The sequence below is a fragment of the Synechococcus sp. BDU 130192 genome (assembly GCF_963876085.1).
Taxonomy (GTDB): Bacteria; Cyanobacteriota; Cyanobacteriia; order Cyanobacteriales; family MRBY01; genus MRBY01.
In genome coordinates this window covers 59,776-81,197 of the sequence record NZ_CAWNNO010000062.1, presented here as the reverse complement: position 1 = coordinate 81,197, position 21,422 = coordinate 59,776, and the positions used below count along the sequence as shown (strand labels likewise).

Here is a 21,422-nt window from a genome sequence, read left to right as displayed (position 1 = left end):
ACCAAGCCCCTACGGATGGTTAACGGGTGGGGAAACGGGCATTGTCTAGCATTTCACGGGCCGTTTCGCTGGGTTGATAGCTGTAACCCCACATCGCATTGTCTGAATCATCAACAACCTGGGGGGTAATAATAAAGAGCAATTCACGACGGCTGTTTTCTCGCGTGGTACTTCTGAATAAAGAGCCGAGAATAGGAATATCACCCAAAATAGGTACCTTAGAAGTCGTTGTTAAATCTCGCTCATCAATCGCCCCTGCCAAGATCAACGTTTGGTTATCACGAAGGCGTACTGAACCGGAACTAAGAATACTTTGACGCTTCAAAGTTAAGATATTTTCACTGTCACCAGCTTCAAATCTTACCTGATTTCCAGGGATTGATACCTCAGGCGTTACGTTTAAAGTAATGAAACCGTTGTCATCAATATTTTCTACGGTAATCGGCACGACTAAACCGACCTCAGCTAGAACAGGCTCGGGTAGAGCAGTAGATGCATTGTTGCCGTTCGTATTATCTCCCGTCGCCGCCACAATTCTCACATTGTTGACGATCTGATCCGTAACACGCAATTCACCCGTTTCAGTTTCTTGAATGATTAAAGTAGGGTCAGCAATAATTTTAGAGGTTGTATTGCGTAGTAAGCCAGCAACCAAATTACCGATAAAGTTAGTTCCTCGACCAACTGCTCTATCACGAACATCTACTCCTAAACCTTGAAGAGACAACGTAACATTTCCTAGATCATCTAGTGTTCTAATTACTGCAACGACTTGATCTTCATTCTCTTTTGATACTGTAATAGGAGTATCAGAGCCCGAAGCATTTATAATTTCAATGGCGTCCGCAATTGGCCCAACAAAAACTGTATTTGCAGGATCTAAGCTATCGAAAGCATCAAATTCTTCTCCAAAAGACACTTGTTGGTTACCTTGTTCAACAACAATGCCAGCGGGATTGAATTCAGAAAAAATGCTGCTACCTCTGGAGAGATCATTAGGGGATAAAATTATTCCGTCTCCAGCGCTAATTCCAATACGATCTTCAAGTAGGAGTTTAATATCAGAAGAAATAGAGCGATTTCCCGTGAGTGTTACATCAATAATTTTGACGTTTACTGCTACTTGCCGCTGACGAGCATCTAACTGTTTTAAAAAGTTGCTTGCAATTTCAATGGTTTTCGGATCACCCGCTAGCGTAATCGCATTCAAGCGTCCATCTGTAAGAATATCCAAGTTACTGAATTTAGCGAATAGGCCTTCAGTTCTCTCTTCACCGACACATTCCCTCGTCGTTTCCCGCGTCACTGAAGAGCTTTGTGATCGAGTGCCGATCCCACCACCTTCAAGGCTCAATGCTTCCCCCGTTGATTCTACTTCTCGCTCTTCGGTAACGGTTTCAGTGATACTAGAGTCCCCTGTCAGCAAAAAACAACGAGCTTCCTCTGCTGCCGCCTGATTCAATCGGAAGCTGCGCGTAATCCTGGGGGCGATCGCAAAGGGCAGATTTCTCCCGACAAAAATTGTGTTGCCATTTCTCACAGCATTCAAATCACCGAGCATTAAGACGTAGTTGAAGACATCTTGCACAGGCGCATTTTGCATATCTAAAGAGACGGTCACAGGTGGCGCTTCACCTTCCCCGGCAGGTGCTTTTACATCATTGCCCACAACGATATTGAGGCCGGAAGCGCGGGCCAACAGAGACATCACATCCTCAATGGGAGCTTCCTTCAGTACAAGACGAGGTACCACTGCATTTGTTTGTAGATTCACATAGCTAGGCAGGGTCGTATCAATTGTCGAAACCGCAATATCCCCCACTGGTGGCGCACTGGCCCTTGGTAAAAACGGTGGAATTGGGGCCGTCGGTTGGAGGAAATTATTTTGATTGTTATTGCTGGGGGCACTCTGAGCCAACAAGGTCGGTTCAATGACTGTGGAGGGCTCTGTGACCTGGGCCGTTTCTGTCGTGTCTGCTGTCGAGGTGGTCACATTGAGCAAAATGCTGTTGTCATCCTGGCTGAGGATTTCCCCTTTTGGTGCTGCCACTTCCCCTAGGGCGACGATTTTGACATTGCCTGGAGCCGACTCCATCACCTCGATGCGCTCAATCCCCGGTAAAGGATTATCTTGGCTGAAAATATCCTGTCCATTGCCGAGATCTAACCGTGCATTGGCAATTTCTGCAATGAGTACCCGGTCTTTTTGGGTCGTCGAAACCTGGGGCTTCTCACCAGACAGATTTGCACTCTCTGGTGCAAGACTGAGAGCGAGTTCTAGGTTGCCATCTCCTGGCCGTACCGCCAGTTCCCGTACTTGTATATTTGCTGCCTGGGCTGGGGTAACTAAAACTGTTGTAGAAGCAACGACACCAGCGACGACTCCGGAATAGGACTTGATATTCACGACAGAAAATCTCCACACACACTAATTAAATGTAATCGAAAAACCGAAATGAATCCCGCTTGAAATTAACAATAATTTTAAAAAACAACCCTAAAAATCCAAAATAATTAGCAATTTAAAATAAGTTTTGCTAATGATGTCTTCAGAAATTTGTTTTGAAACCAAAATTAATGGTTCCTATGCCGCTAGTTTACCTCCCTATCTCCTCAGCAAATTGTTTTGACCTCGAAACCTAGCCACCATTCTCTGCGGGTTGTTCCTCTTGACCTTCTTCTCCCTCGGCTGGGGCGGCCTCAGCAGCTAATTCTGCTTGTCGGGCGGCTAGCTCTTCCGGGGTCGGGGCAATGAGGGCATCCACCACAAAGGAAACCCCTAGCTGAGCCTGGGTTTGTGTTACCAAACGGCCATTTTCGTAGCGGAATGTCGCTGGTTCGGCCACCGTCGTCGAAAAATTACGCAATACCAACAACGGCTGCAACACATCGATGCTCGTGAGCATAGACTCTGCTTCTGTGTAGGTCATATTATCGAAGCTGACGTTAAAGGTTTGGTATTTCAGCTTATTTTGGGCAGCTTCACCATAAGTAGCGGCATCGGTAATAAATTCGGGTTTAGGCGGTGTGGGCTCGTAGCTCGTTAGTTGTACATTGCTGGCTGTGAGGATCCGGTTGAAATCAAGCAGGAAAGTCTGCATTTGCTTGTCTTGACCATAGGCATTGAGAATTTCGGTGGCAATCCGTTGCTCGTTGGCTAATTCCACCTCGCGCTGGGCAATTTGCTCTTGGATATTCCCGGCACCTTTTTCTTGTAATTCTGCTTGTTTTGTCTGGAGTTCCTGTTCGAGGGTGCTGATTTCCCCTTGGATGGGCCGAACGAGAAACCACCATAGTCCGGCGCTGGCCCCAATGCCGGCGATCGCCAACATCGTCCCTAAAACTTTTGAAGTGAACTGAATCCCAAAGGCTTCAAAAAAGCCCTGTTCCTGACCAACCATGGTCATTTCCGTCATCGTTTGCCGGAACTCTTCTGCGTATGTCATCGGTTGTTGCTCCTCCTCACAGTGTTGATGAATATCGAGATCGTTAAATCCTAAAAGCTACTCCGCAAGCGTTCGGCCATCCCCCGTGCCCCCTGGCTGTCTAGGGTGCGAATCACCTCTGCATCGGTGAGATCATTGAGGGAGATTGATACCGTGTAGTCCACCACCTGGGGCATGCTAAAAGAAGCAACGGGCCGCGGAAAATCCACCTGGGCAGTGGTAATCGGGTTATCGACTAAATTTGCACTGACAATATAGATTTCTTCCCCTTGCAGCAAAGGCGATTCCGGCAGGTTGAGAACAAAGTCATTCACTTCATTAAAAGTGCGTGCGTTACCCCGTACCAACACTTGATTATCGGACTGCTCGAAGGAGGTGATCTTGAGACCGGGTGGGGTTAAATCCCCCACTTCCCGCAAAATGGCCGACCAGGGTTTAATCCTCGTTTGCAGCACATCCACAAAGGCTTGGCTTTGGGATTTATAGGTATCAATTTCTTGTTGAATTTGCTGTAATCTTGCCTGCTGGGCATTGGCTCCCTGGAGCTGTTGATCGACAACGGCAATCTCTTCTTGGATGTTCGCTTTTTCACGACTTTGCTGGAACCACAACAGACCCACCACCGCCAAGGCCGCCGCAGTGACCGCCCCACCGATAATTAGTGGCTTTGGTTCTTGGCCCGGAATCACCCCAGGTTTGCTCACCAGACGATCGGCGATCGCCATCGAAGAATCTTTGGTTAAACCACGGTCTTTCAGGAAATTAATATCTAAACCATACATAGCCCTATACCTCCCGGAGTCCTAAACCCAGTGCAGTGCCCAAGGACGGTCGTTGCACCTTGGAAATTTCTTCATCAACGTCAATAGACAGCGCCTCAAACGGATCAATTTGAATCGTCGGAATGCTGAGACGCTGCGTAAAAAATTCATCCAGTTGACTAATCCCACCACCAGGGCCAGCCAACATTAATTGGGCCACTTCCAGCTCACCACTCTGGTTGAGATAAAAATCAATGGAACGGCGCAATTCGTCTGTCAGTTCCCCCAGAACGCGCAGGAGGGCCGCCATCCCAGGGTTAATGCCCGTTGCGCCAGTGCGTGATCCTTCCATCGGTGTGTTGGGAATGGTCATCCCCTGGAGAAGTTCAATATCGCGGGGGGCAGGTAAATTCATGGCGCGGGATAGGGCGTTTTGCAGTTGCGAAGCACCAATAGGCACCGTCCGGGAAAACTGTGGTACCCCATCGACCACAATGGCAATTTCAGTACAGTCAAATTCAATATCAACCAAGACCACCGCTTCCTGGGAACTAAACTGCCGTAGTTGCTCACGAATCGTCCGGAGGAGGGCAAAACTATTGATTTCAAGGATATTTATCTCTAGCCCCGCCTGGACAATGGTCTCCACATAGGCGTCGGTCACTTCCCGCCGGGTGGCCACCAAAAGAACTTGCACCTTCTCAATGCCATCTTCATCCTGGAAAAACCCAAGTTTTTGGTAATCGAGATCCACTTCTTCGCGGGGGTAGGGCAGGTAAAGGCTTGCTTCGTGGTTGAGGACCATATCCCGCAGTTCGGCATCATCGAGTTCTGCGGGGATCGGGATCAAGCGGATAATTGCCTCCCGCATGGGCACGGCGGCCGTAACCTGTTTGGCGCTGATGTTGTTGGCGCTGAGGGTATTTTGGATCAGCTCGGCGAGGGCGGGAACATCAACAATTTTTCCTTCTTCAAAAATGCCTTCGGGTACGGGTTCGGTAATGTAGGTCGCCAGCTTATAGACCTGTCCCTGTTTTTTGAGTTGGACAATGTTTAAGCGTTCCGTTGAGATCTCGATGCCAATCCCTTTACGCTTTGGTTTGAAGATATTTTTGAAGAAATCTAGCATAGGAAAATGTTCCGAAAGGATGACCTATGGAGCCATCGGTGCTAACCACCCATACCCCGGTTGCTATTAAATTTAGCTCAGTTTGCCGAAAGTAAATAACAATCGCAAAAAAGGGAGCAATTTTGCCCCTGAAGCTGTCTGGATAATGGCATGATCTGAAGGTCAATTCAATGTGAGTGATCACTGCGGCTGAAATTGGGAGGAAAGTTTTTATGTTTAATGGTCTCAAAGGGCTACGGCGTGGACTGTTTGTGGGGGTGAGTTTGGTGGCGATCGCCGCCTGTCAGCAGGTACCTGGGGGCAATGGCAACACCCCAGAAACGGTCGAATTTTGGACAATGCAATTGCAACCAAAGTTTACAGATTATTTCAATGAATTAATTACGGCCTTTGAAACCGAAAATGCGGCAGAAACGGTGCGCTGGGTAGATGTTCCTTGGTCAGCGATGGAAAGTAAAATCCTGACGGCGGTCTCGGCGCGCACGGCTCCGGATGTGGTGAACCTCAATCCTAATTTTGCTTCCCAGTTGGCCAGTCGTGATGCTTGGTTGGTGCTGGATGATCGTCTGACGCCAGAATTGCGCGATCGCTATTTGCCGAAAATTTGGCAGGCGAATCAAATCAACGGCCAAACCTTTGGGATTCCCTGGTATCTCACAACCCGGATTAGTTTCTATAACGAAGATCTCTTTGCCGAGGCGGGCATTGACGCTCCTCCCAGTACCTACACTGAGTTGGCGATCGCCGCCCAAACGATCAAAGAAACAACCGGGAAATATGCCTTTTTCGTTACTTTCGTCCCCGGTGACTCCAATGAAGTCCTGGAGTCCTTGGTACAAATGGGAGTCACCCTAGTCAATGCCGATGGTTCTGCGGGCTTTAATACCCCCGAAGGCATTGCGGCTTTTCAATACTGGGTCGATCTTTACCAGGCGGAATTATTACCCCCGGAAGTGCTGACCCAAGGCCATAGCCACGGCATTGAACTCTACCAAGCCGGGGAAACGGCGATCGCCAACACTTCCCCCGAATTTATCAATACCATCCAGCAGAACGCCCCCCAAATTGCGGTGGTATCTGTCCCGGCCCCCCAAATCACCGGGGAAACAGGTAAGAAGAACGTCGCCGTAATGAACCTTGTGATCCCCAAAGATAGCGACGATCCAGAGGCTGCCCTCGATTTTGCCCTCTTTGTCACCAATACTGAAAATCAACTTGCCTTTGCTGAAGCCGCCAATGTTTTGCCCTCTACCCAGGCCGCAGTGGAACAATACATTGCGAAACTCGCCACCAGCGCCACCACTGATAGCCTCAGTTTGGCCCGGAAAATTAGTGCCGAACAACTGGCTGATGCCGAAATTTTGATCCCTGCCCAGGAGAATCTCACGGAACTGCAAAAGCTTATCTACGAGAATCTCCAAGCAGCGATGCTCGGCCAGAAGACAGTCCCCCAGGCGGTGGCTGATGCGGCAGCAGCCTGGAATGCCCTTTAACTCTCCCTCCAGGAAATTCACCCTCCGCCCGTCGGGCACCTCCCTCCAGGGAGGATGTTTCTTGGTTTTTTGCAAAACGTTTATACTGACATTTCTCAAGCCCTATTATCCACAAACAATATGGAAGTCCAATTTCGCGAATTTTCCCCCTTCGACCTCTGGATTTGGTTGGAGTTTGACCATGTGCCTTCGGAGACGGAAAAACAATATGTTGAAGAGCTATTTGACTCTTGGTTTTACATCGGGAAATTAGGGGGCTTTAATGCGGAGAATCTCCAGATTCAAGAAACTGGGGTAGATATTAGCTACCTCACCTACGACGAAGACCAAGCGGATAATGCGCTGATGGCCCCAATGCACAATAAAGGGGACTTTGAATATGAGGGCATTTGGGGGCGTTGCTGGTTTGATTTGGGGACGAGTGATCTCATTGCTTTAGATGTTTTGGTTAATGCCCTGAAGCAGTTAAGCAAGGATTTTGTGGATCTGCGCCGGATTGTGGTGGGGGGCGAAAATGAAGATTGGCCCATCGAACGGGATGAAGCTGACAGTTGGTATGCATAGGCAGCGACCCCTGGTAATGGCGATCGCCGCCATGAGTGCCGACGGTAAAATTGCCGATTACAGCGGCGCTCCAGCGCGGTTTCCTTCGGCCCAGGATAAAGCCCACTTGGAACGGTTAATTGCTCAGATGGATGCGGTGATGTTTGGGGCCAATACCCTCCGCGCCTATGGCACAAGTCTTCCGATTGGCGATCGCCACCTATTGCAGCAACGCCAAGCGCGCCACCAACCGCCCCAACCGATCCACTTTGTTTGTTCTGGCTCCGGCAATCTTTCCCAGGATTTACCTTTTTTTCGGCAGCCCTTCCGCCGGGGTCTTTTAACCGCTCCCGAACAACTCCCCCGGTGGGCCAAATTTCCAGGTTTTGAGCAAATTATTGCTTTAGATTCAGCCGGAACATGGCAACCAACTCTCACGGAACTGAGGCAACGGGGGATTGAAAAGTTGGGCCTGTTGGGAGGGGGAAACCTCATCGCCAGCTTCGCGGAGCAAGGCTGCTTGGATGAACTGTGGCTAACGGTTTGTCCTGTTTTACTCGGCGGAACAGCGGCCCCCACCCCCATGGCAGGCAATGGTTTTTTACAGACGGCGGGCTTGACCCTCGAACTTCTGGAATATGAGGCGATCGCCTCGGAATTATTTCTCCATTACCGCGTAAAACAATAACAGCAGCATCCTGTACTCTGGCACCATCCATGGCGATTTTAACGGTTGAACAACTCACCCTTACCCTTGGGCCGAGGGATATTCTCCGGGATATTTCCTTTGCCCTAGAGCCTGGCGATCGCCTAGTGCTGGTGGGGCCATCGGGCTCCGGAAAAACAACCCTCCTCCACTGTCTCAATCAACTTCAGAGTCCCACCGCAGGCCGCCTCACCTTCCAAGGTCAGCCCTACAGTGCCTATAATCCCGTTGTCCTGCGGCAACACATTGCCCTCGTGCCCCAGGAGGCCCGCCTTTTGGCCATGACCGTCAAGGATGCCCTATGGTATCCACTCCAGTTACGGAAACAATCTGCCCCAACCCTCCGCAACCATTGGCAACAGTGGCAAGATCAACTGGATATTCCCCCAGAATGGCTTGATCGCCCCGAAGCACTCCTGTCCGGCGGCCAAAAACAATGGGTGGCGATCGTCAGGGCACTCCTCTGCAAACCCCAAGTTCTCCTCCTAGACGAACCCACCGCCGCCCTCGATTTAGGTCGCATTCAAACCTTAGTTGCGCTGTTGTTGAAATATCAGGCTCAATCCAATATCCCTTTGGTTATTTCTACCCATAACCTCGACTTTGCCCAGCAACTCGCAACAAAATTGATTTACCTCGACCAAGGCCAAATCCAGCACCACCACTACAATCACTCTATTCCTTGGTCAGTCATCCAGCAAACCCTCCAAAGTCGTCAATCTACCAATAGCGAACCTTGGTGACGACCCTCTAACCTTGATTAACCAGCTCACGAATGGAGGTCCGGGTTTTGAGTTTTGGGTGGCTTGGGCGAGTTGGCGTCGGTGAAGGTTCTAAGGTTGCATTATTGCCATTGCCGAGACCAGACCCAATCCCATCGAGATTGAAACGATAACCCACATTGCGTACCGTTTGAATCAAATTGGGCTGACGGGGGTCCTGTTCAATTTTTTTCCGCAGGGATAACACATGGGTGTCGATGGTACGGGGATTATCAATGGCATCTGGCCATGCCCGCCGCAATAATTCTGAGCGACTGAGGGGTTCTCCGTTGGCCTGGGCGAGCACATACAACAAACTAAATTCTTGGGGCGTTAAATCAATATACAAACCCCGGAATTGTACCCGCCGCTGCACGAGATCAATGCGCAATTCACCATAATCAAGTTGGAGGGGAACACTCACTGCCCGAATCCGCCGCGTTAAGGCTTCTACCCGCGCTAAAAGTTCTTGCATCCCGAAGGGCTTCGTTAAATAATCATCAGCCCCGGCCTTTAACCCTGCCACAACATCTTTTTCTGTATTTTTTGCCGACAGGATGAGAATGATGGCCTGGGTATTTTGGCGTAGCCAACGGCAGAGTTCGAGGCCATCACCGTCCGGTAATTCCGAGTCTAGTAGCACCAAGGCAGGCATATGCTGTTCAAAGACACGCCGCGACTGGTTGAGATTTGCTGCTTGGTAAATGGCATAGTTGGCTTGTTGAAGATGCCACCCAAGCAATGATCTCAAGTGGGGATTTCCTTCGATGATGGCAACAGAGATTAAAGTCACGATGGTTTGACTTCCTTGCGATTGTTGCTCCTACGTTAACAAAGTTAATGTCAACAGATTGTAACCATGGTTACGTCTTAACTGTTTCTTTGGACTCGATTAATTACCGCAAATCACAATCTTAAAAGTTCACCTAAATGGATCATGTATCTTAATGATTATTTAAGCTGAACTTGATAACAAAAGGCAAAAGAACGAAGTCAACCATCGTCATTTTAGTTACAGAATATGGATGATAAAAGGGTAGCGATATTCTGTTGCTGGACTGCCCAAGATTTTTAAAATCGCCAGAATTGGCATTACAAAGCTCAGGAGCAGTAGGGGAATGGCTAGGATGATTGCAATGGGAATGCCGATCACTGTAAACCAGAGGATGCCAAAGATTATCCAACCCACCCAGAGGTTTAGGTGGAGATTGAGAGATTCCCGTGCGTTGGCTTTAACGACAGGATCTTCACTCACAAGTAACAGGGCCACCGGAATTCCAATGGAGACAAATGTATAGTTAATAAAAATGGCTCCGTGGCAAAGACTCGAAAGCAGTTTTCTTTTATCGGGATCAAAGGTCATCGCTTAAATTCTCCTAACTTTAGTAAAGTTGTATTTTTTAAATAAAGGTTAAATGGTTGTTATGAATGTTACGTTTTGCGAGCACGAAGACATCCATTAGTTGTCTAAACGATAAACAATTTTGCCATCGGTGGCGCGATTCGTCACTTGCAAAAATTCTGCCCGCACTAAATTTTCTAGGTGGGATTCGAGGATATTTCTTGGAACTTCTTCAATTTCAAGGAAGCAGTCTAGAAGGGTAACTTCGCCTTTGGTCTGACAAAATTTAAGGATGCGACGATCGAGGGCTTCTTTGGCAATGTTTTGATCGACAGGTGTGTCTGGGGCCAAACTGGGAGTCACATTTTGCTGATTGGCGGCGATCGCCTGATCCCCAATATTCACAATCACCTGGGGGGGGATCGCGTCACGGGTTAAGCGTTTAGACTCGTATCCCATGAGGGCTTTGGTGTTGTACTTTTTGTCAAAATCATCCTGGGACATACTAACCAACACGATTGCTTCGACAAAGCCGACAATGGTGGGAATGTAAGTCCAGAAAAAAATAGCGTAAATAATCCCCCAGCCGATTTCCCCCAGATAGAATTTATGCCCCCCCACACCACCGAGGAAAAAGGCTAACACTGCGGCTGTACTTTTCTGTCTCATGCAGGGTTCTTGGTCATACTAAGCGGACATTGGCAATCAACCAGGCGATCGCCTTTCCCCACTATTGTAGAAACCCTAGTCGAAAACGGCCTAGAACTGACGCAAAAAGCGCAGATCACTGTTATACAAACGGCGAATATCGTCCAGCTTGTGCAGAACCATCGCAAAGCGCTCTACCCCTAGCCCAGCGGCGAAGCCCGTATAAACTTCTGGGTCGTAGCCGACAGCTTTGAGGACATTGGGGTCCACCATGCCACAGCCCATCACCTCCAGCCATTTACCCTGCCATTTCACATCTACTTCGGCGGAAGGTTCAGTGAAGGGGAAGTAGCTGGCCCGGAAGGTCACCTCTAGATCTTCGCCGAACATCTGCCGCAAAAATTCCTTGAGGGTGCCTTTTAGGTCGGTGAATTTCAAATTTTTATCAATTGCCAGGAGTTCAATCTGATGGAACACGGCGGAGTGGGTCGCATCGACGGTATCGCGACGGTAAACCCGGCCCGGGGCAACAATCCTTAAAGGGGGTTCGTTTTGCTCCATGTGGCGAATCTGCACCGAGGAAGTATGGGTGCGCAATAGGCGATCGCCCGGCAGATAAAATGTATCCTGCATATCCCGGGCTGGGTGGTCAGCAGGGGTATTGAGTGCCTCAAAGTTGTAATAGTCTGTCTCAATTTGGGGGCCTTCAGCGACGGTGTAGCCCAGGCCCACAAAAATATCTAAAACCCGATCAATGGTGCTCTGGAGCGGGTGCATTTTCCCCAGGGGACGCCCCACACCGGGCATGGTGACATCAAGGGTTTCGGCCTTGAGTTGGGCTTCGATCTTCGCTTTCTGGAGAGTTTCAAGCTTGGTATCAAGAGTCTCCTGGAGGGCTTCTTTAACTTGGTTGGCGATCGCCCCAATTTTTGGCCGTTCTTCAGCGGAGAGTTTGCCCATGCCCCGGAGGATTTGGGACAGTTGACCCTTCTTGCCGAGGTAGTTGACCCGCAATTTTTCGAGGGTGTCGAGATCTGTCGCCGTGGCGATCGCGTCGGTGGCTTCCTGTTGGAGCGTTTGCAAATCAGATTCGATTTGGGTCAAAGTAGAAGTGGTCATGCCAAAAAGAGTGCGACTAAACTTGTTTCGATGGTGAAGACCCTAACAGTGTGAACTATCCCGCCGCAAGCAGCGGGGCTTCCTACCCAAAGAATAGCTTTTTATTCCGAGGAATAGCGAGTCTTATATTCTGGCGATAGGCGGACTCCCCGGTTCCCGAGGACAAAAATCACGGTTACAAAAAATACTTTGTATGTGTCTAGCTTGGTTTTCGCTATCCGTTGCCGTGTCAACGATATGATTATAGAACATTACGCCCCAAGGGGCGGGGATTTCAACCCTTTGCCGTTAAACCATCCTTGATCATAAAAAAACGTCAATTTTTCACCAGGAACCCATGACACCTGCTACGCCGCTGAATTTATTAATCAGTAATGATGATGGCATCTCCGCCCTGGGGATCCGTACCCTCGCCAATACCCTCGCCGAAGCAGGTCACCAGGTCACCGTCGTTTGTCCTGACCGGGAACGTTCTGCCACGGGGCACGGTTTAACGCTCCACCGCCCGATCCGCACGGAAATTGTCGAAGGGATTTTTGATCCCCGTGTCACCGCCTGGAGCTGCTCTGGTACACCATCGGACTGTGTCAAATTTGCCCTCAGTGCTGTCCTCAAGGAACGCCCTGATTTTGTCCTCTCTGGCATTAACCACGGCTCTAATCTGGGGACTGATGTCCTGTATTCCGGGACGGTTTCGGCGGCGATGGAAGGGTTATTAGAAGGTATTCACAGCATTGCCCTAAGCCTGGCGGACTATACCAGCCACAATTTTCAACCTGCCGCTGATTTCGCAGTCAAGCTCCTCTGTCAACTGATGGAAAAACGTCCCCACTGGGCGATCGCCAACCAGGATGCGCCCGTTTTGTTGAATATTAATGTGCCCAACCTAGAAAAAGAAAAGCTTGCGGGGGTAAAAATTACACGTCAGGGGTTGCGCCGTTACATTGAGCAATTTCAGAAGCGTCAAGATCCGCGCGGCAAAACCTATTACTGGCTTTCTGGGGAAGTGATCGAAGAATTACCCCAACCGGATGAGCCGAATATTCCCCTAGATTTTCCGACCGATGTCCAGGCGATCGCCGCTGGCTATATCACCATCACGCCTTTGCAGTACATCATGAATGACCTGCACCGCATCCAGACCCTCGCCCAGGAGGATTGGCAGATCTAAGCTCTGTGAATTTCGTTAAGGTGTGACCCCATCGCTGACGGGCCGAATTTCTTCGTTGGTAAACGGATCTGTGGAGCCGTTCCAATTAAAACTATTGATCGTAATATTCACCGAACCAATTTCAAGGACGGGATTATAGCGCAACAGCACGCCGTGGGTTCGCCGACTATATTCAAGGAAATAATCGGTGCTAATCGCTTCTTCGCTGTCGAGGTTGATCGCCGTCTGGAAACCCACCCGGAAGGGGCCATAGAGTTGTTGGGTCAGGCCGAATTCGAGGGTACGTTGGTCAACGGCCCGGTCAAAGAGAAACGGCGATAATTCATCACTGAGGACGCTATTGGTGTAGCTCAGATTAAAACCCGTATAGTCGAAACTGTTCCCGGCAAAGCGGCCAAATTGTCCTTCGATGCCGATTTTTCCCCGGAGGGAATTTTGGCGATCGCCATTGCTATAAACCCCGGCCACTCCCTGCAGCCCCGTCACCAGAGAAACATAGGGAACAATGGGCCTCGGACTGTAGCGTAAGCCTTCAAAGCGAGTCGGCGGCAAGGGTTCACCGCTCCAGAGAGGGAAACGATGGTCGAGGTTAAAGGAGCCTTGGTAACGGGTGAGGTTCACTTGGTCTTCGCTGACCCCAGGTTCCAATAAGTCTGGGCGGTCGGTATCGGCTTCGATATTCTGCACGCTGGCCTGAAAATCCACCTCAAAGCCGGAATTTCCCAAAATATAGCGCGGCGATCGCAGCACAATGCCAAAGCTCCGTTGCACCCGCTGGAAGCCAAGGGAACCATTAAAAAGGCGATCGCGGTAGTTAAATTCCTGACTAAGGCGAAAGGGATTATCTAAATTACCAAGCTGTTGTTCTAGGCGAAAATTCAACTCGAGTTTATCTTCAAAATTATCCAGCTTGAGATTCTCTAAGGAACCCCGTGCCGCAAATGACACCCGTGGATTAAACCGATAGTCAAACTCACTGGTCACCGCAAACACCCCAGGGGCCAAGATTTCCCCTGCATCATCATCGTTGGTTTCTGCGAGGATCGTATCCGGGAACCAAGCCTTCTGGAGGAGGTATTGGGGGGTCACTGTCCAGCGACCCTGGGCACTGCGATAAAGGGAAAATCGCCGCTGCAGAAATAACCCGCCTTTTTCCTCATCATCAAATCCAAAGGATACCTGGCTAAAAATCCCCTCGGATTCGCCAAAGCGAAAGGTCCGCGGAAATACAGGTAAAGAAACGTTGTTGTCAATGACGAGGCGGGTCTTGGTGGTAACGAGCTCGTCGTTAAATTCGTCTACTTTTTGGTAAGTGGCCGTGTCTGCCACCAACTGCAATTCCGGTGGCGAAAAGGGATCATTGGTGATGCTGATATTTTTAGCTTCCCAGCGATCGCCGACAAATTCCACCGATTCAGCTTGGAAACGCACCCGATTAATGACGTTCGTTTGGGTATCAATGTCACGGGTGCCAATATCGCGCCCACTGCCCAGGACAAAACTAATCCCTTCTTCGCCCACGACCTCTGTGGCTGGTTGATTGAGCAAAAGCCGTTCGTTTAAAAGCACGGCTGGATTGCTACTGACCCCAAAACGCGTGGGTCGCACTCCCAAGTCTTGGTTTAAGGTCGTTTGGGAAATTTCCCCTTCTGCCTGTTGGATCTGGCCGCGATTTTGTACAAAGAAATAGGTAAATTGTTCACCCCGTAAAATCTGTTGCCCCCGACGTAGGGCGACATCTCCCCTGGCGATCGCCAATTTGCTGTTGAGATTGATCTGGAGTTGGTCGGCGCTGAGAACGGCCTCTTGAAAGCGGACGACCACATTTCCCATGGCTGTCACCACCTGGGTTTGCTCGTTATATTCCTGGCGATCGCTGATTACTTCGAGCACCGCTGGCGGAGTCGGGATTGCTTCGGGATCTATCGCCTCCTCGGTTGGATTTGCTTCTAAGGAAAATTGCTGCTGCTGGCCAGTACGGTCTTGAATTTGAATTTCGCCATAGTTCATTTCCCCTTCTAGCTCAATTTCCTGGGCCGCTACTCCCCCCGGTAATTGCGCCACCGGTGAGCCTTGGCCCGTCTGCATCAACGGCTCTGCCACCACAGGCATCACAGCACAATTCAATGTACAAAGGACGGCGATCGCAGACATAACAGTACTCACCTGCAAAGGAAATTACACAAAATCTATCCTAATCCCTAAATTCCGCACCACACGTAATTTTATTTTTTTGGGAAGTTATTTTGTAATGTGCCAGGATTTGACGAAACCCACAAATTAAATCTATATTAGATAATTGTGTCTTTATATCCTGCTCGGATCAGGTGACACAGTGAAAATGCGATCGCCAGCTTTAACTTTGTGAAGCAAACAGACTTAAGCGCGATTGCTACCTGTACGGCAACCCTATAGAAAAATTACTATTTTTATGAGCTACGCAATTATTGAAACCGGCGGTAAGCAGGTTCGTGTTGAGCCCGGTCGTTTCTACGATATCGAAAGACTCGATGTGGACATCGATGGCAACCACACCATTGATAAAGTGCTTTTGATCAGCGATGACAATGGCGTCACCGTCGGTCAACCCTACATCGACGGCGCAACCGTTGAAGGGACTGTTGTTGATCAGCGCCGGGCTAAGAAAGTGCTGGTTTACAAAATGCTGCCCAAAAAGAAAACTCGTAAAAAGCGCGGTCACCGTCAATATTTCACCCGCTTCATGATCGATAGCATCAAAGTTGGTGGCAATGTTGTTGCGGCCAAAGCAGACGCCTAAACCCCTCAACAGTCGGCAATAGTTCACTGTTACAATAAATCCCTAGATTTCTAGCAACTGGAGAATCCCAATGGCACATAAGAAAGGTACTGGTAGTACGAGAAACGGCCGCGACTCCCGCGCCCAAAGACTCGGTGTAAAACGCTATGGTGGCCAAACCGTGACCACTGGCAGCATCCTCGTCCGTCAACGGGGCACCAAAGTTCACCCCGGTAATAATGTTGGTCGTGGTGGCGATGACACCTTGTTTGCCCTTGTCGATGGCATCGTTAAGTTCGAACACTACAAGCGTGGCCGCCGTAAGGTCAGTGTTTACCCCGCAGATGCTTCTGCCTAAGTTTTTTTAGCAAAGGTTTCTGAGGAATTGGGGAACAAAACCCCACCGTTTATACTAGGAAAGCTCAATAATTGGGCTTTCTTTTTTATTGGCATTCATTGCCCCAATTAGTCGTTATTTTTTTAGAGATTGGAGATCGTCAAAATGAGTTTACGTGGTGCTATCCCACTGGATCAGGTGCGTTTCAATGAGCAGGGATTGGTGCCGGCGATCGCCCAAGATTATCTTGATGGCACCGTGCTGATGTTGGCCTGGATGAACCAAGCATCCCTAGAAAAAACCATGGACACGGGAGAAGCTTGGTATTGGAGTCGTTCCCGCCAAGAGCTATGGCACAAAGGGGCCACCTCCGGACACATTCAAAAGGTACAATCCCTCCGCTACGATTGCGATAGTGATGCGATTTTAATGTCCATTGAGCAGATTGGTGATATTGCTTGCCACACGGGGGAACGGAGCTGTTTTCACCAACTGGATCACAGTAAATCTGCACCCCCAGCGGATACCCTCTCAGAAGTTTTTAACGTTATCCGCGATCGCCGGGACAATCCCCAAGTGGGTTCCTATACTAATAGCCTCTTTGAAGCAGGGGATAATAAAATCCTCAAAAAAATTGGTGAAGAAGCCGCCGAAGTGGTGATGGCCTGCAAAGACGATGACAAAGACGACATCGCCGGGGAAGTGGCCGATCTGTTTTATCACTCCCTCGTGGCGATCGCCCACCATGGCGTAGAACTGCGGGATGTTTATAAAAAGCTCCAAGATAGACGCCGGAAATAAAATACCGCTACACTAACTATTAGGAGAGTTAGCGCGGCAGTTGCAGGGTTGACATTGAGATCAGCTCTGAGGAAAGTCCGGGCTCCCCAAAGACCAAACTTGCTGGGTAACGCCCAGTGCGCGTGAGCGTGAGGATAGTGCCACAGAAACATACCGCCGAAGTTAGCATTAGGCTCGCCTAAGCTATCTGGTAAGGGTGCAAAGGTGCGGTAAGAGCGCACCAGCAGTATCGTGAGGTGCTGGCTCGGTAAACCCCGGTTGGGAGCAAGGACGGCGGGATGATGGTTGGTCTTTTTCCGATCCCACAATTTGGAGTGCCGCTGGAGGTGGCTGGTAACAGTCATCCTAGATAGATAACTGCCCTTTTGCGCTGCAAGAGAACAGAACCCGGCTTATGTCTAACTCTCCTAGACTTTTTTAAAAATTAACTCCACTACGATGCCGCCATAGAAGAAGATACATTCGCGGCGATCGCCACTGGCAGTTTCCGAAACAGATAGCCTGTGCCCCGTTCTGTAATGATAAATTCTGGCTGGCGTGGATCCTGCTCAATCTTCGAGCGCAGGCGTGATACATGGACATCCACCACCCGCAAATCACTGTGGCGGCGGGGCACATAACCCCAGATCGCCGTCAAAATATCCGTGCGGCTTAGGGGTTGTCCCGCTTGATTCACGAGCAATTCCAGCAAATTAAATTCAATGTGGGTTAACCGCAGGGGCTTATTATTTTGGGTCACCTTGCGGCGATTCGTATCAATCACCAAATTAGCCGTCCGTAAAATTCCCGCTTCTTCCGTGGGGGGCAGCGTTTTTTGGGTGCGCCGCAAAATACACTGGATCCGCACCTCCAATTCCTTGGGCGAAAATGGTTTGATCAAATAATCATCGGCCCCAAAGCGCAATCCCGTAATCCGGTCGGCCACATCCCCAAGGGCCGTCAACATGATGATCGGTGTACTAGATTCGCGGCGAATTTCTTGGCAGACGTAATACCCATCGCGCTTGGGCATCATCACATCCAAAATGACTAAATCGGGATCTTCACGCCAAAAAATGTCGAGGGCTTCATCACCATCGGCAGCAGTGATAATGTCGTAGCCAATCATGGATAAACGAGTTTGTAAGATACGACGTACGGCGATTTCGTCATCGACTACGAGGATGGTTGCCTTGTTGTCTACCACGATGGACGGGACTCCTTGTTGCAACGGTGGGATTTCTTAGAAATGATTCTTTACATTTCGTTACAAGAAGTATAGCAAGATCCTTTTTGTCGTGCCAAGCCAAGATAGGGCAAAATACAAAGGCTCATTGTCATTGGTGACGGAAAAAAGGGGGCCATTTGAATCAGCAACGGACAGGATCTGCATTGAGTGGGTGGGGCTTTATTAACTTGCAAAAACCGGCTGGCTGGACTTCCCATGATTGTGTCGGGAAACTGCGGCGGCTCCTGGGCCTCAAAAAAATTGGCCATGGTGGCACCCTTGATCCAATGGCCACGGGGGTTTTGCCTGTTGCGGTGGGTAAGGCAACGCGTCTTTTGCAATATTTGCCGAAACAAAAAAGTTATCAAGGGATTGTCCGCTTTGGGGTCAAGACAACCACGGATGACCTAGAAGGGGAAGTAATTACCCAAAAAGCCTGTAACGCCCTAACTTTGGCGGAGATTCAACGGATTTTACCAGACTTTTTCGGTACTATCACCCAAATTCCCCCAGCCTTTAGCGCGATCCAGCGGGATGGTAAACGCTTATATGAGTTGGCTCGCCAAGGGATCGCCGTAGATGTACCTAGTCGTCAGGTGGAAATTTACGACTTGCAAATTAAGGCGTGGCAGCCGGGGGATTTTCCAGAACTGACCCTGGAAATTTGCTGTGGAGAAGGGACTTATATCCGGGCGATCGCCAGGGATCTCGGTGAACGGTTGGGGGTCGGGGCCACCTTAGCGGGTTTAACGCGGACTCGCAGTGGCGGTTTTGACCTAGAGGAGAGTATTCGCCTAGAAGACATTGCCGCCCAGCGGGAAACGGGAGTATTTGCTTGCCTCGAGCCGGATCAAGCTTTGGCCCATTTGCCAGCTGTCGTTCTGAATGAAGCCCAAGTAACCCAGTGGAGTTATGGGCAAAAAATTAGTTGGGATGTGGCCTTGGCTGATCCCCTGGGGGAACCTCTGGCTGTCTATGACCAGGCCCATAACTGTCTCGGTGTGGGTGAGTTTCGTCCCAGTAAAGATAATCCGCATGAACGGGTTTTGGCGGGGCGAGTGGTCTTAATCGGTCGCTAGGCGATCGCCTGTGATTTCTTCTTCCAGAAACGAAAAAAACCTCCGGATTATCCAGAGGTCTTTCGAGGGTGATGATTAGATTGATTTTTTTAGTATCGGAACGGCGGGATTTGAACCCACGACCCCCACTACCCCAAAGTGGTGCGCTACCAAGCTGCGCTACGTCCCGTTTTGTCAACAGTATTACATTCTAGGGGATGTTTTGGGAAATGACAAGACTTTTGTCCCGAAAAAAGGCGATCGCCTAAAGTTGCTATGATCACAGTGACCCTCACCATCGTCGCCAATTGGTCTTGTGCGTGCTATGCAAAAAAACTGGCAAGTGGGATCGCTGTTTGGGATTCCGTTATATCTAGATCGCTCTTGGTTTGTAATTTTAGTTCTCATCACGGCGGTGGATGCCAATGACGTCCTCGGACAGGGGTTTGTGCAATCTCCCCTCGTGGCTGTGGGGCTGGGTTTTGCCATGGCATTATTGTTGTTTGGCTCCGTATTACTCCACGAATTGGGCCATAGCCTCGTGGCTAAATCCCAGGGAATCAGCGTCAAATCAATCACCCTCTTTCTCTTTGGGGGGGTGGCTTCCATCGACCGCGAGTCCCAAACCCCCTTGGCGGCCTTTGCGGTGGCGATCGCCGGGCCATTGGTGAGTTTTACGTTATTTGGTTTGTTTTGGGTACTGTGGCAATATGCGCCCCTCGGCGGCGCGGGTACTTTTTTGGTGCGGGATCTGGCTCGGTTAAATTTGGTCTTGGCGTTGTTTAACCTAATTCCGGGGCTGCCTTTGGATGGAGGGCAAATGTTTAAGGCCATCGTTTGGCAATGGACGGGCGATCGCCTCAAGGGAATTCGTTATGCCGCTGCCAGTGGAAAATTATTAGGCACAGTGGCGATCGCCTTTGGGCTGTTGGCGGTGTTGTTGGTTGGTGAATTGGGGGGATTATGGTTGGCGCTGATTGGCTGGTTTGTATTGCGCAATGCCGATGCCTACGAACGCTTGAGCGATCTCCAAAATCTTCTTTTGACCCTGACCGCCGAAACAACCATGGGCCGCGAATTTCGGGTAGTTAATGCCCATTTGTCTCTACGGGAGTTTGCTGAACAGTACCTTGTGCTGTCGCCCCATCCCACTCGCCCCACCTATGCTAGTTCCGAAGGTCGCTACCGGGGCCTAATTCGACCCAAAAGCCTCCACCGCCTTGAGCGTAGCCAGTGGGATCAGTTGGAACTCATGGCGATCGCCATCTCCCTAGACAAAATTCCTTCCGTCACTGAACAGGACAACCTCGCCACGGTGATCTGTGCCCTCGAAACCCTCGAAGAACCCTTTATCACCGTCCTCTCTCCGGCGGGGGCTGTGGCGGGGATCATCGACCGCGCGCAAATCGTCCAGGCGATCGCCAAGGAATACAACATCAACCTGCCTGCCCAGGAACTCCAACGGATTCGCAGTGAGCGGGTCTATCCCAATGGTTTTCCCCTAGTGGAAATCGCCCAACAACTGCAACCGCAACCCTCTGAAAGTTGAAAGATCAACGCAATGACCATGAACCCAACGGTATGCACGGATTTTGTCTAGCATAGAGGATGTTGTTTTAAAAATTCTTCTAAGATGCTGAGCCGTTTTTTGATCCTTTGCCTTGCTCTCTGCCTCTGGGCTGTATCGCCACTGCCGAGTTTTGCCGCTTCCCCCTTTGCCGGCGAACGACCAACGGATTTAGGCGTCGAAGCCGGACACCTCGCGCCCTGTCCTAGTACGCCTAATTGTGTGGTGAGCCAGGGCGGTGACGGGGAACATCAAATTGCGCCGATTACCTACGCCGGCGATCGCCAACAAGCCTACCAAGCCGTTGTTCAGGTTCTCGGAGTTGTCCCCCGCACAGAAATCATCACCCAAACAGAAAACTATCTCCGGGCCGAATCTCGCAGTCGTTTATTCGGCTTTGTGGATGATGTGGAATTTTACTTCCCCGAAACAGAACCAGTGATTCAAATGCGCTCAGCCTCACGCCTTGGGGAATCAGACCTGGGCGTTAACCGTCGCCGCCTCGAACAAATTCGCCTTGCCCTCCAGGATTTAGGCATTGCCCAAAATTCTTAATGTGAGCACGAAAAAAGTGG

Annotated in this window: 21 protein-coding genes, 1 tRNA gene and 1 other RNA gene; 12 read left to right on the top strand and 11 right to left on the bottom strand. The window is 49.9% G+C overall.

Going from position 1 to position 21,422, the window contains the following annotated elements; all coding sequences use genetic code 11:
* Positions 1-19: 19 nt before the first annotated feature.
* From AACT35_RS15475 to pilM, 4 genes are all read right to left on the bottom strand, one after another.
* Positions 20-2,407, bottom strand: a complete 2,388-nt coding sequence (locus AACT35_RS15475) for an AMIN domain-containing protein (RefSeq protein WP_099237725.1) — start codon at positions 2,405-2,407, stop codon at positions 20-22.
* A gap of 232 nt (positions 2,408-2,639) precedes the next feature.
* Complete coding sequence (locus AACT35_RS15470; RefSeq protein WP_030007112.1) at positions 2,640-3,446, bottom strand: hypothetical protein; 807 nt, start codon at positions 3,444-3,446, stop codon at positions 2,640-2,642.
* Between the two features lie 50 nt (positions 3,447-3,496).
* Positions 3,497-4,228 (bottom strand): PilN domain-containing protein, encoded by a 732-nt coding sequence (locus AACT35_RS15465; protein ID WP_062432249.1) that lies wholly within the window; start codon positions 4,226-4,228, stop codon positions 3,497-3,499.
* 4 nt (positions 4,229-4,232) lie between these two features.
* Positions 4,233-5,336: a type IV pilus assembly protein PilM gene (gene pilM, locus AACT35_RS15460; protein ID WP_062432248.1), complete on the bottom strand. Its 1,104-nt coding sequence runs from the start codon at positions 5,334-5,336 to the stop codon at positions 4,233-4,235.
* Between the two features lie 212 nt (positions 5,337-5,548).
* Here pilM and AACT35_RS15455 point away from each other — a divergent pair, with 212 nt between their 5' ends.
* From AACT35_RS15455 to AACT35_RS15440, 4 genes are all read left to right on the top strand, one after another.
* Positions 5,549-6,829, top strand: coding sequence for an ABC transporter substrate-binding protein (locus AACT35_RS15455; RefSeq protein ID WP_099237723.1), 1,281 nt, complete (start codon positions 5,549-5,551; stop codon positions 6,827-6,829).
* A 120-nt stretch (positions 6,830-6,949) separates the two neighbouring features.
* Positions 6,950-7,393 carry a DUF3531 family protein gene (locus AACT35_RS15450; protein ID WP_030007109.1) on the top strand — a complete coding sequence of 148 codons (444 nt, stop codon included), beginning with the start codon at positions 6,950-6,952 and terminating at the stop codon, positions 7,391-7,393.
* Complete coding sequence (locus AACT35_RS15445) at positions 7,386-8,060, top strand: RibD family protein (RefSeq protein WP_099237721.1); 675 nt, start codon at positions 7,386-7,388, stop codon at positions 8,058-8,060. The genes AACT35_RS15450 and AACT35_RS15445 overlap by 8 nt, the downstream gene beginning before the upstream one ends.
* Positions 8,061-8,089: 29 nt before the next feature.
* Positions 8,090-8,821 carry an ABC transporter ATP-binding protein gene (locus tag AACT35_RS15440; protein WP_099237719.1) on the top strand — a complete coding sequence of 244 codons (732 nt, stop codon included), beginning with the start codon at positions 8,090-8,092 and terminating at the stop codon, positions 8,819-8,821.
* Between the two features lie 7 nt (positions 8,822-8,828).
* On the opposite strand, the gene AACT35_RS15435 is transcribed toward AACT35_RS15440, so the two are convergent.
* The 4 genes from AACT35_RS15435 to pheS form a co-directional block, all read right to left on the bottom strand.
* A complete protein-coding gene (locus AACT35_RS15435) occupies positions 8,829-9,632 on the bottom strand; it encodes a response regulator transcription factor (protein WP_099237717.1) in 804 nt (267 codons plus the stop codon).
* A 219-nt stretch (positions 9,633-9,851) separates the two neighbouring features.
* On the bottom strand, positions 9,852-10,202 hold the full coding sequence (locus AACT35_RS15430) for a DUF4870 domain-containing protein (protein ID WP_065710084.1): 351 nt from the start codon (positions 10,200-10,202) through the stop codon (positions 9,852-9,854).
* Between the two features lie 96 nt (positions 10,203-10,298).
* Complete coding sequence (locus AACT35_RS15425) at positions 10,299-10,850, bottom strand: TM2 domain-containing protein (protein WP_012306125.1); 552 nt, start codon at positions 10,848-10,850, stop codon at positions 10,299-10,301.
* Between the two features lie 90 nt (positions 10,851-10,940).
* A complete protein-coding gene (gene pheS, locus AACT35_RS15420; RefSeq protein WP_065710083.1) occupies positions 10,941-11,948 on the bottom strand; it encodes a phenylalanine--tRNA ligase subunit alpha in 1,008 nt (335 codons plus the stop codon).
* Positions 11,949-12,285: 337 nt separating this feature from the next.
* On the opposite strand from pheS, the gene surE reads away from it, so the two are divergent.
* The gene (gene surE / locus AACT35_RS15415; protein ID WP_012306123.1) at positions 12,286-13,119 is read left to right on the top strand and encodes a 5'/3'-nucleotidase SurE; all 834 of its coding nucleotides are present in this window, start codon (positions 12,286-12,288) and stop codon (positions 13,117-13,119) included.
* A gap of 15 nt (positions 13,120-13,134) precedes the next feature.
* Here surE and AACT35_RS15410 read toward each other — a convergent pair whose 3' ends face one another.
* Complete coding sequence (locus tag AACT35_RS15410) at positions 13,135-15,273, bottom strand: DUF3769 domain-containing protein (protein WP_254047939.1); 2,139 nt, start codon at positions 15,271-15,273, stop codon at positions 13,135-13,137.
* A 277-nt stretch (positions 15,274-15,550) separates the two neighbouring features.
* Between AACT35_RS15410 and rplU the strand changes: the two genes are divergently transcribed.
* From rplU to rnpB, 4 genes are all read left to right on the top strand, one after another.
* Positions 15,551-15,898: a 50S ribosomal protein L21 gene (gene rplU, locus AACT35_RS15405; protein WP_030007101.1), complete on the top strand. Its 348-nt coding sequence runs from the start codon at positions 15,551-15,553 to the stop codon at positions 15,896-15,898.
* A 70-nt stretch (positions 15,899-15,968) separates the two neighbouring features.
* Positions 15,969-16,235, top strand: coding sequence for a 50S ribosomal protein L27 (gene rpmA / locus AACT35_RS15400; RefSeq protein ID WP_012306120.1), 267 nt, complete (start codon positions 15,969-15,971; stop codon positions 16,233-16,235).
* Between the two features lie 144 nt (positions 16,236-16,379).
* Positions 16,380-17,015, top strand: coding sequence for a bifunctional phosphoribosyl-AMP cyclohydrolase/phosphoribosyl-ATP diphosphatase HisIE (gene hisIE, locus AACT35_RS15395; RefSeq protein ID WP_012306119.1), 636 nt, complete (start codon positions 16,380-16,382; stop codon positions 17,013-17,015).
* A 24-nt stretch (positions 17,016-17,039) separates the two neighbouring features.
* Positions 17,040-17,425, top strand: an RNA gene (gene rnpB, locus AACT35_RS15390) — RNase P RNA component class A.
* Between the two features lie 23 nt (positions 17,426-17,448).
* Here the strand turns inward: rnpB and rpaB are convergent.
* Positions 17,449-18,201: a response regulator transcription factor RpaB gene (rpaB, locus tag AACT35_RS15385; RefSeq protein WP_030007099.1), complete on the bottom strand. Its 753-nt coding sequence runs from the start codon at positions 18,199-18,201 to the stop codon at positions 17,449-17,451.
* A 185-nt stretch (positions 18,202-18,386) separates the two neighbouring features.
* On the opposite strand from rpaB, the gene truB reads away from it, so the two are divergent.
* Positions 18,387-19,301 carry a tRNA pseudouridine(55) synthase TruB gene (gene truB, locus AACT35_RS15380; RefSeq protein WP_371410748.1) on the top strand — a complete coding sequence of 305 codons (915 nt, stop codon included), beginning with the start codon at positions 18,387-18,389 and terminating at the stop codon, positions 19,299-19,301.
* Positions 19,302-19,396: 95 nt separating this feature from the next.
* Here truB and AACT35_RS15375 read toward each other — a convergent pair.
* A tRNA-Pro gene (locus tag AACT35_RS15375) sits at positions 19,397-19,470 on the bottom strand.
* Positions 19,471-19,605: 135 nt separating this feature from the next.
* Between AACT35_RS15375 and AACT35_RS15370 the strand changes: the two genes are divergently transcribed.
* Both AACT35_RS15370 and AACT35_RS15365 read left to right on the top strand, forming a co-directional pair.
* Complete coding sequence (locus tag AACT35_RS15370; protein WP_099237713.1) at positions 19,606-20,829, top strand: site-2 protease family protein; 1,224 nt, start codon at positions 19,606-19,608, stop codon at positions 20,827-20,829.
* 84 nt (positions 20,830-20,913) lie between these two features.
* Positions 20,914-21,402, top strand: coding sequence for a DUF1499 domain-containing protein (locus AACT35_RS15365; protein ID WP_099237711.1), 489 nt, complete (start codon positions 20,914-20,916; stop codon positions 21,400-21,402).
* The last annotated feature ends 20 nt before the right edge of the window (positions 21,403-21,422 follow it).